The organism is Caballeronia pedi (assembly GCF_001544915.2).
Classification (GTDB): domain Bacteria; phylum Pseudomonadota; class Gammaproteobacteria; order Burkholderiales; family Burkholderiaceae; genus Caballeronia; species Caballeronia pedi.
The window spans coordinates 1-11,475 of the sequence record NZ_FCOE02000044.1; the positions used below are offsets into that span (position 1 = coordinate 1).

12 protein-coding genes and 1 tRNA gene are annotated in these 11,475 nt (G+C 64.1%); 4 read left to right on the forward strand and 9 right to left on the reverse strand.

Annotated elements, in window-relative coordinates:
• Window positions 1-109: 109 nt before the first annotated feature.
• The 3 genes from trmB to AWB80_RS36100 all read right to left on the reverse strand — a co-directional run bounded on the left by trmB (window position 110) and on the right by AWB80_RS36100 (window position 1,614).
• A complete protein-coding gene (gene trmB / locus AWB80_RS36090) occupies window positions 110-856 on the reverse strand; it encodes a tRNA (guanosine(46)-N7)-methyltransferase TrmB (RefSeq protein ID WP_061179426.1) in 747 nt (248 codons plus the stop codon).
• A 65-nt stretch (window positions 857-921) separates the two neighbouring features.
• Window positions 922-996: transfer RNA gene (locus tag AWB80_RS36095), tRNA-Gly, on the reverse strand.
• A 57-nt stretch (window positions 997-1,053) separates the two neighbouring features.
• Entirely contained in the window at window positions 1,054-1,614 is a 561-nt protein-coding gene (locus AWB80_RS36100; protein ID WP_061179427.1) for a YggT family protein, read from the reverse strand.
• Between the two features lie 736 nt (window positions 1,615-2,350).
• Here AWB80_RS36100 and AWB80_RS44500 point away from each other — a divergent pair.
• The 3 genes from AWB80_RS44500 (at window position 2,351) to AWB80_RS36110 (ending at window position 4,239) form a co-directional block, all read left to right on the forward strand.
• Window positions 2,351-2,512, forward strand: a complete 162-nt coding sequence (locus tag AWB80_RS44500) for a hypothetical protein (RefSeq protein ID WP_167354150.1) — start codon at window positions 2,351-2,353, stop codon at window positions 2,510-2,512.
• A 339-nt stretch (window positions 2,513-2,851) separates the two neighbouring features.
• Window positions 2,852-3,172 (forward strand): hypothetical protein, encoded by a 321-nt coding sequence (locus AWB80_RS36105; protein ID WP_061179428.1) that lies wholly within the window; start codon window positions 2,852-2,854, stop codon window positions 3,170-3,172.
• Window positions 3,173-3,273: 101 nt separating this feature from the next.
• A complete protein-coding gene (locus AWB80_RS36110) occupies window positions 3,274-4,239 on the forward strand; it encodes a threo-3-hydroxy-L-aspartate ammonia-lyase (RefSeq protein ID WP_061179429.1) in 966 nt (321 codons plus the stop codon).
• A 10-nt stretch (window positions 4,240-4,249) separates the two neighbouring features.
• Here the strand turns inward: AWB80_RS36110 and AWB80_RS36115 are convergent, their stop codons facing one another.
• Genes AWB80_RS36115 through AWB80_RS36125 form a run of 3 tightly spaced genes read right to left on the reverse strand, consistent with a single transcriptional unit; the run spans window position 4,250 to window position 7,513 of the window.
• Window positions 4,250-4,918, reverse strand: a complete 669-nt coding sequence (locus tag AWB80_RS36115; RefSeq protein ID WP_061179430.1) for a LysE family translocator — start codon at window positions 4,916-4,918, stop codon at window positions 4,250-4,252.
• A gap of 7 nt (window positions 4,919-4,925) precedes the next feature.
• Entirely contained in the window at window positions 4,926-5,918 is a 993-nt protein-coding gene (locus tag AWB80_RS36120) for an asparaginase (RefSeq protein WP_061179431.1), read from the reverse strand.
• Window positions 5,915-7,513: a UbiD family decarboxylase gene (locus AWB80_RS36125; protein WP_061179432.1), complete on the reverse strand. Its 1,599-nt coding sequence runs from the start codon at window positions 7,511-7,513 to the stop codon at window positions 5,915-5,917. Before AWB80_RS36125 ends, AWB80_RS36120 begins: the two co-directional genes overlap by 4 nt.
• A gap of 596 nt (window positions 7,514-8,109) precedes the next feature.
• Here AWB80_RS36125 and AWB80_RS36130 point away from each other — a divergent pair.
• Window positions 8,110-9,258 carry a transglycosylase SLT domain-containing protein gene (locus AWB80_RS36130; RefSeq protein ID WP_061179433.1) on the forward strand — a complete coding sequence of 383 codons (1,149 nt, stop codon included), beginning with the start codon at window positions 8,110-8,112 and terminating at the stop codon, window positions 9,256-9,258.
• 68 nt (window positions 9,259-9,326) lie between these two features.
• Here the strand turns inward: AWB80_RS36130 and AWB80_RS36135 are convergent, their stop codons facing one another.
• From AWB80_RS36135 to ribH, 3 genes are read right to left on the reverse strand one after another with little or no spacing between them, the layout of a single operon-like run.
• Window positions 9,327-10,520, reverse strand: a complete 1,194-nt coding sequence (locus AWB80_RS36135) for a pyridoxal phosphate-dependent aminotransferase (protein ID WP_061179434.1) — start codon at window positions 10,518-10,520, stop codon at window positions 9,327-9,329.
• Window positions 10,521-10,958 (reverse strand): transcription antitermination factor NusB, encoded by a 438-nt coding sequence (nusB, locus tag AWB80_RS36140; protein ID WP_061179435.1) that lies wholly within the window; start codon window positions 10,956-10,958, stop codon window positions 10,521-10,523.
• On the reverse strand, window positions 10,955-11,464 hold the full coding sequence (ribH, locus tag AWB80_RS36145) for a 6,7-dimethyl-8-ribityllumazine synthase (RefSeq protein WP_061179436.1): 510 nt from the start codon (window positions 11,462-11,464) through the stop codon (window positions 10,955-10,957). The genes nusB and ribH overlap by 4 nt, the downstream gene beginning before the upstream one ends.
• Window positions 11,465-11,475 lie beyond the last annotated feature (11 nt).

The following is an 11,475-nucleotide window of genomic DNA, read 5'->3' on the forward strand; positions in this document are numbered from 1 at the left end:
GAGTCCCGTGCAATACAGAACTCAGGCCTCGGCTACCCGCTAGAATTTAACCGTCCAACTTCGTGGGGTCAGTTCACTTGCCGTGGCGTTTGCGTTTGTGCCGAGCGGTTCAGCGGCGGCGGAACATCAGATCCCACACGCCGTGTCCGAGCTTGAGTCCCCGTCGCTCGAACTTCGTGACGGGGCGAAAATCCGGGCGTGGCGCATAGCCGTCCGCGGTGTTTTCCAGCGCGCTTTCCGCCGAAAGGACTTCCAGCATCTGCTCGGCATAGTTCTGCCAGTCGGTCGCGAGATGAATGTAGGCGCCCGGCTTCATGCGCGACACGAGCAACGCGACGAACTTCGGCTGAATCAGACGGCGCTTGTGATGACGCGCCTTGTGCCACGGATCGGGGAAGTAGATATGCACGCCGTCGAGGCTGTCCGGCGCGATCATGTGTTCGAGCACTTCGACTGCGTCGTGCTGAAGGATGCGGATATTAGCGAGCCCTTGCTCGCCGATCAGCTTCAGCAGCGCGCCGACGCCCGGCTCATGCACTTCCACGCCGATGAAGTCATCGCCCGGACGCGTGGCCGCGATCTCCGCCGTGGTCGCGCCCATGCCGAAGCCGATTTCCAGCACGCGCGGCGCCTTGCGGTCGAACAGCGCGTCCCAGTCGCCGGGTTGCGGCGTGTAGGGCACGACGAAGCGCGGGCCGAGTTCGTCGATCGCGCGTTGCTGCCCCGGCGACACGCGGCCCGCGCGGGTGACGAAGCTGCGGATGCGGCGATGGCGCAGCGTGGCGTTCGCGTCTGTTTCGGGGGGGACGTCGTTTTCGATGCCGTCGTCGGCGTCGTCCTGAGGATCGTGGTTCATGGCGAGCGATGCTGGAAACTAAAAAGCCGCCCAAACGTGACTTGGGGCGGCTTTCGCTGGGATTCTGGAGCGGGCGATGGGAATCGAACCCACGTCTGTAGCTTGGGAAGCTACGGTAATAGCCATTATACGACGCCCGCATGAGGCGGCTATTGTAAGCGCAACGCGTCCCGAGGCGCAATCGCGCCCGCTGGCGCTCAGATGCCGAAGAGCGTCATCGAGACCGCCATGCGCGTCACCACCATCAACAGCACCTGCACGATCACGAACAGCAGGATCGGCGAGAGATCGATGCCGCCCAGGCGCGGCAGAATGCGGCGCAGCGGATCGAGGAACGGCGCGGTGATCTGGTAGAGCAGCGGCATCGCCGGCGACTGCGGGTTGAGCCACGACAGCAGCGCCATCAGGATCGTCACCCAGATGATCAGGTTCAGCGCCCATTTGACGACGGTCAGCAATGCGACGAGCAGAAGCATCGGCACCATGAGCGTCGGGTCGATGCCCGCGAGCACGACCATCAGCGTCACATAGACAGCCGACGCAATGAAGGCCGCGAGAATGCTGGCCCAGTCGATCTTGCCGCCAGGCAGGATCTTGCGCAGCGGCAGCACGAGCCAGTTGGTCGCCTGCATCACGGCATTCGAGACGGGGTTGTAGGGCGGCATGCGTACGACCTGCATCCACGCGCGCAGCAGAAGCGCCGCGCCGAACAGGGTGAACAGGGTATTGAGCAGAAAACGGGCGATCTCGCCGAACATCTCGGGTCCTCTAGGATGCGTGGGGTCGTTAAAGCGAAAGGTTGAAGAAGGCGAAGGCTAGCGAGTCAAGCGTCGCCCGCCGGGGGTGTCGATATCGACGAGGCCGTCCGCGCGGCGCGAATGGTGGATGCTGACCTTGATCATTGTTCGTTCTCTGGACTTGAGTATCGTGCCGGAGGCATCGCGGCGCGGCGCCTGGATTCCCCGCCCGCCAAATCGTCTGGTGGGATGCGCCGGACGTCACCTTATCATGGCTTTAAAGCAGCTTGGGGACGTTGTCGCACGTGCCGCGCGCGATTCTTCGCGCGAATGCATGAAAGGCTGACGAAAGCTATGTGCAAGCCGGTTTGCACGGTGCGCGCCAGCATCGGAAAACCCTAGTGTTGCCAATTTGAGACGATCTCGGAAAAGCGTATTTCATGCAAAACTGGCAGGATATAAAGACAGAAAGCGAAAAGGCGAAACGGCAGGACGGATGCAAATGTGTTTCCCGCCGGACACGCGAACGGATAAGAACAAGGGCTTTTTTTAACGCGGAGGTGTGTATCGAAACGGCATGCTTTCTGCTGAATGTGGTTTAACGCACATCGATGTGAAGACTTGGTTTCTTTGCGAACATCGATGTACGGACAGGGCGCTCAATATCAAAGAGAAGACGGATTCAGCGGGATAGAACGTGCGGTCCGAGGCCGCCGGGCTTCCCTTGGGGTTTCATTCGCTACGTTCGGAGGTCGCCATGAGCATTTTCTCTTATCGAAAGCATCTGCGATTCTTGAGCCAGGCCCAGCGTCGCCGCTGGTGGGACCAGAAGAAGCGTCTGACGCCGCGGGTCGTGATCGGCGCGGCTTATGTGCCGCCGAACGTCACGCGTGAGTTTGCCTACGTCAAAGTGGGCTGAATCAAACACTAGCTTCGGGTAATTCGCGTAATACATTAAAAGCCCCGCCGGACGGATTGTCCGGCGGGGCTTTTCCATTGTTTTGTAATTAGACGTTACGCGCTTTTTATCGCTTGCCGACGGGTTCGCGCGCCGCGTCGCGCTGAAGTCCGCCGAACGGTCGATCGGAGCGCGGTTGCACGCGCGCTCCGGCTTACACATTCGCATGCGCGTTAAGGAACTTGCAATTTGCAACAAATGGCTTCTGCGACTGGCGCGCTTTTTCGATAAATTGTTTTCATACCGTCGCTCGTGAGCCGTGCAGACCGGCCAACACGCGAAGCGGCGAGGAGAACGAAAGTGAAAAAGCTCGGTGGTCTTTTGGTTGCTGGCGCGCTCGGCGTGGGTTTCGCCACTGTTGCGCAAGCGCATGTTTCGGTCGGCGTGGGTATCGGGGTGCCGGCCTATCCGGTGTATGCCGCGCCGCCCGCGCCCGTCTATATGGCTCCGCCGCAGCCGGTGTATGTGGCGCCGCCTCCGCCTGTCGTGTACGCGCCGCCGCCCGCGGTGGTCGTCGGCGGTTATGGCGGATACGGTTATTACGGCCGTCCGTACTATGGCCGCCCTTACTACGGGCATCACGGCTATTACCGGCACGGGCCGGGCTACTGGCGCCATTAAGCGGTCCGCCGGATAAAACAGAAAGGCGATGCGAGCATGCATCGCCTTTTTGTTTGGGCGTGGGAAAATGGTGTCCCTCTTCGCCTCGCAGGCCGACTCCGATGTCCTCACTTCCCGCCCCGACTTTCGATGACGTCGCCGATGCCGCCAGGCGCATCGAAGGCGCCGCGCATCGCACGCCCGTCCTGACCTCCCGCACCGCCGACGCCATCGCGGGCGCGTCGCTCTTCTTCAAGTGCGAGAACTTCCAGCGCATGGGCGCATTCAAGTTCCGCGGCGCGTACAACGCGATCTCGCATTTCGACGAGCGTCAGCGCGCGGCCGGTGTCATCACGTTCTCATCGGGCAATCACGCGCAGGCGATCGCGCTGTCCGCGAAGCTCGCCGGCATCCGCGCGACGATCGTGATGCCCGAGGACGCGCCCGCCGCGAAGATGGCCGCGACGCGCGGCTACGGCGGCGAAGTGATCACCTACGACCGCTATACGCAGAACCGCGAGGAAATCGGCCGCAAGCTCGCCGAGGAGCGCGGCATGACGCTGATCCCGCCTTACGACCATCCGCATGTGATCGCGGGGCAGGGCACGTCGGCGAAGGAACTGATCGAGGAAACCGGACCGCTCGATTACCTGTTCGTGTGTCTCGGCGGCGGCGGGCTGATTGGCGGATGCGCGCTCGCGGCGGCGGCGCTTGCGCCGGACTGCAAGGTCATCGGCGTCGAGCCGGAAGCGGGCAACGACGCGCAGCAGTCGCTCGCGCGCGGCGAGATCGTGCATATCGAAGTGCCGCGCACGATCGCCGATGGCGCGGCTTCGACGCATGTCGGCGAATACAACTTCCCGATCATTCAACGTCACGTGGACAGCATCGTCACCGTGAGCGACGCGCAACTCATCGAGACGCTGCGCTTTTTCGCGCAACGCATGAAGATGGTCGTCGAGCCGACCGGTTGTCTCGCGGCGGCGGCCGTGCTGCAGAAGGTAGTGCCGGTCGAGGGCAAGCGGGTCGGCGTGATCGTCTCGGGCGGCAACGTCGATCTGGCGAAGCTGGCTCAGTTCGTCGCGTGACGCCGCATTTTCACGATGCCGCGTGGACGATCAGATCGCGGTAGCCATTGACGATCACGCTATACGAGAAGTAAGCGAAGAGCACTGCGGACATGACGTGGCAGGCGCGCAGAAGCCGGGTTCCGGCGCGCTTTCTGCCGTGGCTCGCGAGCGTGCAGATGAAGATCGTCCAGCCGAGCCCGCCGGCGAAGAAGCCGATCAGAAACACCGAAGCGCTCACGGGACTCGTCGCGCCGCTCTTCGCGATCAGCGCGCCGCCCACCGCCGCGAACCACAGAATCGCACTCGGCGATGAAACCGCCAGCAGGCATCCGCGCACGAAGCTTTTCCAGTGCGCGGGCAGCGGCGCGCAGAAATCCGCTTCGCCTTCGACGGGCGGCGCGGTCGCGGGATTGAGCGCCTCGCGCGCCATCTTCCAGGTCAGAAAGAGCAGCACGATCGCCCCGCCGATCCACACGACCCAGCGCACGGCGGAAAACTGCAGCAACGCCGACATGCCGGCCAGCGCGAGCGCCGCATAGAACAGATCGCCGAAACACGTTCCCAGGCCGAGCACGAGCCCCGGCCTGAAGCCATGCGAAAGCGCGAGCGAAATGATCGCGACATTGGCGATCCCGATATCCAGACACAAAGACAGCGACAGAAAAAAACCGTCCGACAGCAGCGACCACGAATGCATGTTGTTATTAATGATTGTGAAGCGTGAAGCTGACATCGAGGCGGCCGGTCGGCACGCTCATCGTGTTGCGCGTCATTGGATTACGGAAGGCGGCGAGCGCATCGCGTTGCCGCTCTGTGCCGATGCCGAGCAGATCGAGCACATGCACGACGACCGCGTTGAGCACCGACGTGTTGCCGTCCTCGACCTTCACCGCGATGCCGAGCGCACCGTGCTCGCGCCGCACGCCGATCGCATAGCTCGCGTCCGCACCCGTCTTGCCGACGAGTTCGCCGCCGAACGCCTGCATCAGCAGCGTGCAGAAGCGCCCCTCGCCCGCGACGAGTTCGGGATACGACGTCATCGCGCGATGGATGCGGGCAAGCGGCGAGCCCTCGGACGCAGCGGCGATCTTCAGATAGAGCCGCGCGAGACGTTCGAGCGGGAAGGCGGGCGTCGGCAGATTGCAGCCGTCGATGGCCCATTGCACTTCGTCGTCGGCGAGATCGACGGCGCGCGCCATCGTGCGCTTCACATGCGCTTGCAGCGGATGCTCTGGCAAGTGGTAATCGGCAAGCGATGCGTTCATCGCCCGCGCGCCCGCCAGCATGCCGGCGTGCTTGCCGGAGCAGTTGCTGCAAACAGCCGTCGGCGTGAAGTCGCGTCTGATCCAGTCTTTGTAGACCGCTTCGGAGATCGGCGGATGGCCGCCGCAGCGCAGATCGCTCTCGCTCGCGTTCGACCGGGCGAGCATCGCCCGCGCGCGCTCGATATGACGCGGCTCGCTGCTGTGCGAGCCGCACATCAGCGCGAGGTCTTCGTCGCTGAAACCGAAGCGCGCGAGCGCGCCCGTTTCGATGACCGCGAGCGCCTGCGCGGGCTTCGCCGCCGAGCGCGGCAGCGTCACGCGATAAGGATCGCCGAAGGAATGCACGAGACGTCCATCCGCATCGACGACCGCGACGTGCGCCGCATGCGTGTTCTCGACGACGTCGCCGCGATAGAGCGTGGCCGCGATCATGATTTATCCAGTCCGAGTTCGTTCCACAGCGCATCGACGCGACGCTTCACGGCTTCGTCCATCACGATCGGGCGGCCCCATTCGCGCGTCGTTTCACCGGGCCACTTGTTGGTCGCGTCGAGCCCCATCTTCGAGCCGAGTCCCGCGACCGGCGAGGCGAAGTCGAGATAGTCGATCGGCGTGTTGTCGACCATCACGGTGTCGCGCGTCGGATCGACACGCGTCGTGATCGCCCAGATGACTTCGTTCCAGTCGCGCACGTTCACGTCTTCATCCACCACGATGATGAACTTCGTATACATGAACTGCCGCAGAAAGCTCCACACGCCGAACATCACGCGCTTCGCGTGGCCGGGGTAGCTCTTCTTCATCTGCACGATCGCCATGCGATAGCTGCAGCCCTCGGGCGGCAGATAGAAATCGGTGATCTCGCTGAACTGCTTCTGCAGCAGCGGCACGAATACTTCGTTCAGCGCGACGCCGAGCACGGCGGGCTCGTCGGGCGGTTTGCCGGTGTAGGTGGAATGGAACACGGCGTCGCGGCGCATCGTGATTTTCTCGACGGTGAAGACCGGAAACCATTCCTGTTCGTTGTAGTAACCGGTGTGATCGCCGTACGGCCCTTCGAGCGCGTGCTCGTACTTCGCGGCGGCGCCAGCCGACGGACGTAGCGGCGCGCCTGCGGGCGCGGGCGGCGGCGCGCCGTCCTGCGGATAGATGAAGCCTTCGAGCACGATCTCGGCGCGCGCCGGCACCTGCAGCGTATCGACGCCCGGCGTCAGACACTTCGCGAGTTCGGTGCGCGAGCCGCGCAGCAGGCCGGCGAACTGATATTCGGACAACGAATCGGGCACCGGCGTCACGGCGCCGAGGATCGTCGCGGGATCGGCGCCGAGCACGACCGCGACCGGGTATGGCTTGCCGGGATTCGCCAGCGCGAATTCGCGGAAGTCGAGCGCGCCGCCGCGATGCGCGAGCCAGCGCATGATGAGCTTGTTGCGCCCGATCAACTGCTGCCGGTAGATGCCGAGATTCTGGCGCGGCTTGTTCGGCCCGCGCGTGACGGTGAGGCCCCAGGTGAGCAGCGGTCCGGCGTCGCCGGGCCAGCAGGTCTGTATCGGCAGCCGATGGAGATCGACGTCGTTGCCTTCCCACACCACTTCCTGACAGGGCGGCGCGCTGACCGTTTTCGGTGCCATGTCCCAGACGGCCTTCGCGAGCGAGAGCAGCTTGCCCGCGTCCTTGAGGCCTTTCGGCGGCTCCGGTTCCTTGAGCGCGGAGAGCAGCCTGCCGACATCGCGCAGCGAGCTGAGCGCGGCGACGTCGCTGCCGAGGCTGACATCGGCGCCGCTCTGCGCTTCCGTTTCGATACCCATGCCGAGCGCGACGCGCCGGGTCGTGCCGAACAAGTTGGCGAGCACGGGCATCGTGTGGCCGGTGGGCGCTTCGAAGAGCAACGCTGGGCCGCTCGCGCGCAATACGCGGTCCGAGATTTCGGTGATTTCGAGAACGGGAGAGACGGGCTGCCGAATGCGGCGCAGTTCGCCGAGCGCTTCGAGGCGGGCGGTGAAGTCGCGCAGATCTTTATATTTCATCAATAGTCGGAATAGGGCTCGAAGGACTCGAAGGCGCCCGACGCACGCGGTGAAGGGCCGGGACGGCTGCGCGCTAGGCGATTGTCGATTTTACCTGCGCCGGCGTCCGTGCGTTGGGGGACATTCAGCAAATTCCGGTTCGAAAGGCCCGTGAGACGTGCTTTTCGGGCGCTGAACGCTGTTCAATATAACTGTAAGTAATTGAAACAGAAGTCTATAGCATTGACGGATCATTAAACCCTGATAGAATCGCCTCACACCCATTGCAGGTTTTGAAAGTTTTTACCTTCGCCTCAGGTTTTTTCAGACGCACGTGCGTCGCCTGCGCCGCTCCTGCCCGGCGATTCATGGCTGTTGGTTGTCCTTGCCGGCGTTTGACACGCCGGTTTTTCGCGTGGAAAGCCATGTGCGCATCCAGGGCATGCAGTTCGTGCCGCGCAACCGGTGGTCTTTGACCGGATCGGCTTTCCAGACGGCGCATGCCGTATCCCCGATGCCGCTTACGCTTGCCAGGTGCGAGCGGTGTCTGATTTGTGTTTCGAATGCGTGTTCAATTCGTATTCATCTGCGCAAATCATGCAACATTGGGAGTATCGATGAACGCTTCATTCTGGTGGGGTTCCGACACCCGCGCCGCGCAGATCGTGCGTGTGGCGCTGCGTCGTGGACGCCGTTTGAGTCACCATCTCTTCGCCATCGTGGGCTGCGCGGCGGTCGTCAGCGCGCTCGCACTGTGGTTGCTGCCATCCTGGCGCACCACGTTTGCCGCAAAGATCATGCCGTTCGTGTCGGCGGCCGTGCAGGCCGGACCGGCGCGTCTGCTCGCGGGCCAGCCGCTGCCGCCGTTCGCGGCGGTACATCGCCCGCCGAGCGATCCGATGCTGCCCGAGAACCTCGCGGCCAACGCCGCAGCGGTCGAGTCCAAGGCGCCCGGCGCTGTCGTGCCGTCGCTCGGCGCGGCCGCCAGCGACGACGCCAGCACGCACCGGCTCACCGGCGGCATCAGCCTCGCAGTCTCGCCCAACGGGCTGGACCCGCGCACGATGCCGTCCGTCGGCATGCTCGCGAGCATGATTCCGGCGCAACGCGTCGTTGCCGATGCGCGTGACGACCGCGTGCTCGTCTCCACGCGCGAGCAGAAGCTCGTCGCGAACTTCATCGCGCGCCGTTATCGCGTGGCGGAAGATCCGGTCAGCGAACTCGTGCGCGCCGCGTTCGACACCGGCCGCGAAGTCGGCCTCGATCCGCTGCTGCTGCTTTCCGTCATGGCGATCGAATCGGGCTTCAATCCGTACGCCGAAAGCGGCGTGGGCGCACAGGGCCTGATGCAGGTGATGTCGAAGGTTCATTCCGACAAATTCCAGTACTTCGGCGGCTCGCACGCGGCGCTCGATCCGCTTGCGAACATCAAGGTCGGCGCGCTGGTGCTGAAGGACTGCATCGCGCGCGGTGGTTCGGTGGCGGGTGGTCTGCGCTACTACGTCGGCTCGACGACGCAGGACGACGGCGGCTACGGCGCCAAGGTGCTGGCCGAGCGTTCGCGCCTGCGCGATATCGCGCGCGGCCGCAATGTGCCGATCAATGCGCCGCAAGCGCCGGTTCAGGCCGCGCCGAAGCAGGTTTTGGCGTCGACGACCGCTGAAAAGCGCGTCCACGTGACGATCGACTCGGCGAAGAAGTCGGCATCGCAGGATGATGGCGACGGCGAAACGAAACACGTTGCGTCGGCGGAATTCGGCGCTTGAGATATTCGTCGGACGTAAAAGAAAAGGGCACCTCGCGGTGCCCTTTTTTCTTGCCTGTTGCGTTCAGGTCATCGGCTGAACAGCGTTCCCAGCCTCTGAACCGCTTCTTCGAGCTTCGAATACGCCGTGGCGTAGGAAAGACGAATGTAGCGCTCCGGCGCATGAAAGCCGAAATCCGCGCCCGGCACGAGCACGACGCCCGCGTCGTGGAGCATCGAGTGCGTGAGCGCATCGCTGTTGCCGGCGGCGGGGTGGTGAACCGAGGTCGTATCGGCGTAGACGTAGAACGCGCCGTCGGGCACGACCGGCACGCCGAAACCCAGCGAGCGCAGCGCCGGCACGATGTAATCGCGCCGCCGCTTGAACTCCAGCCGGCGCGCTTCGTAAATCGCGAGCGTCTCGGGCTGAAAGCACGCGAGCGCGGCATGCTGCGCAAGCGCCGACGCGCAAATGAACAGATTTTGCGAGAGCTTCTCGACCGCGCCGACCATCGCGTGCGGCACGACCAGCCAGCCGAGCCGCCAGCCGGTCATGTTGAAATACTTCGAAAAGCTGTTCACGGTCACCACGTCTTCGCCGAAGGAGAGCGCGGACACGGGCTTCGCGTCGTAGCTCAAACCCTGATAGATCTCGTCGACGATCGTGAAGCCGCCGCGCGCGCGCACCTTTTCGACGATGCGCCGCAACTCGTCCGGTTCGATCGACGTACCGGTCGGATTCGATGGCGACGCGAGCAGCACGCCGCGCGTTTTATCGGTCCAGTTTTCCTCGACATGCGCGGCCGTGAGCTGAAAGCGCTCGGCCGGACCGCTCGCGATGAGCACCGGCTTGCCATCCGCCGCCGACACGAAGTGCCGGTTGCAGGGATAGCACGGATCGGGCATCAGCACTTCGTCGCCGTTATCGACGAGCGCCATGCACGCGAGCAGCAGCGCCGCCGACGCGCCCGCCGTCACGACGATGCGCTCCGGTTCGACCGCGAGGCCGAAGGTATCGCGATAATGCTGCGCGATCGCCTCGCGCAGGGCGTGAATGCCGAGCGCGTTGGTGTACTGCGTGACGCCGCGCTTCAGTGCATCGGCGGCGGCGTGGATTACCGGCTCCGGCGCGGTGAAGTCCGGTTCGCCGATGCTCATGTGGATGACGTCGCGGCCCGCGCGTTCCAGCGCCTGGGCCTCTTTCATCAGCTCCATCACGTAGAACGGCTCGATCGCATCGACGCGCGACGCGAGCCGGACGAGCGGTTCCGAAACGGCGGTCATTTACGCTCCGCGCCCGCGCGCCTGCGCCTCGGTGGGGCGCATCACGACGGCGAGCTTGTCGAGCACGCCGTTCACGTACTTGTAGCCGTCCGAGCCGCCGAAGGTCTTGGTCAGCTCGACCGCCTCGTTGATGACGACGCGATACGGCACGTCGATGTGATGCTTGAATTCGAACGCGGCGACCAGCAGCACCGCGCGCTCGACCGGCGACAACTGCTCGATCGGGCGGTCGAGGCACGGCTGCAACTGTGCGGACAGCGCGTCGGATTCCTTGATCACGCCGTGCAGGATCGCATCGAGATGCGCCTGATCGGCCTTGTCGAAGCCCTGTGCGTTGCGCAATTGCGCGTCGATTTCGCCGGCGGGCGCGCCCGACAGCAGCCATTGATAAAGCCCTTGCGTCGCGAGTTCACGCGAACGGCGGCGTGCGCTCTTCATGCGCGGTCCTCGTCTTCTTCGTCTTCGTCTTCGTCATCGCCGCCGAGCTGCTCGAGCGCGACGGACAGATTCGCCATTTCGACCGCCACGCGTGCAGCGTCGCGGCCCTTCTCGGTCATGCGGGCGACGGCTTGTTCGTCGTTTTCGGTCGTCAGCACGGCGTTCGCAACCGGAATGCCGAAATCGAGCGCGATGCGCGAGATGCCCGCGCCGCTTTCGTTCGACACCAGTTCGAAGTGATACGTCTCGCCGCGCACGACCGCGCCGAGCGCGATCAGCGCGTCGAACTGGCCGGACTCCGCGAGCTTTTGCAGCGCCAGCGGAATTTCGAGCGCGCCGGGCACAGTGACGAGCAGCACGTCCTGGCCGATCACGCCGAGGCGCTCCAGCTCTTCGATGCACGCGTCGGCGAGGCCGTTGCACACCGGTTCGTTGAAGCGCGACTGCACGATGCCGATGCGCAAGCCGTCACCGTCGAGGTTCGGCTGGTATTGTCCGATTTCCATGAATGAGGTCC

Coding starts and splice junctions, on each gene's coding strand:
- trmB (WP_061179426.1), bottom strand. CDS start 856: ATGAACCACGATCCTCAGGACGACGCCGACGACGGCATCGAAAACGAC.
- AWB80_RS36100 (WP_061179427.1), bottom strand. CDS start 1,614: ATGTTCGGCGAGATCGCCCGTTTTCTGCTCAATACCCTGTTCACCCTG.
- AWB80_RS44500 (WP_167354150.1), top strand. CDS start 2,351: ATGAGCATTTTCTCTTATCGAAAGCATCTGCGATTCTTGAGCCAGGCC.
- AWB80_RS36110 (WP_061179429.1), top strand. CDS start 3,274: ATGTCCTCACTTCCCGCCCCGACTTTCGATGACGTCGCCGATGCCGCC.
- AWB80_RS36115 (WP_061179430.1), bottom strand. CDS start 4,918: ATGCATTCGTGGTCGCTGCTGTCGGACGGTTTTTTTCTGTCGCTGTCT.
- AWB80_RS36120 (WP_061179431.1), bottom strand. CDS start 5,918: ATGATCGCGGCCACGCTCTATCGCGGCGACGTCGTCGAGAACACGCAT.
- AWB80_RS36125 (WP_061179432.1), bottom strand. CDS start 7,513: ATGAAATATAAAGATCTGCGCGACTTCACCGCCCGCCTCGAAGCGCTC.
- AWB80_RS36130 (WP_061179433.1), top strand. CDS start 8,110: ATGAACGCTTCATTCTGGTGGGGTTCCGACACCCGCGCCGCGCAGATC.
- AWB80_RS36135 (WP_061179434.1), bottom strand. CDS start 10,520: ATGACCGCCGTTTCGGAACCGCTCGTCCGGCTCGCGTCGCGCGTCGAT.
- nusB (WP_061179435.1), bottom strand. CDS start 10,958: ATGAAGAGCGCACGCCGCCGTTCGCGTGAACTCGCGACGCAAGGGCTT.
- ribH (WP_061179436.1), bottom strand. CDS start 11,464: ATGGAAATCGGACAATACCAGCCGAACCTCGACGGTGACGGCTTGCGC.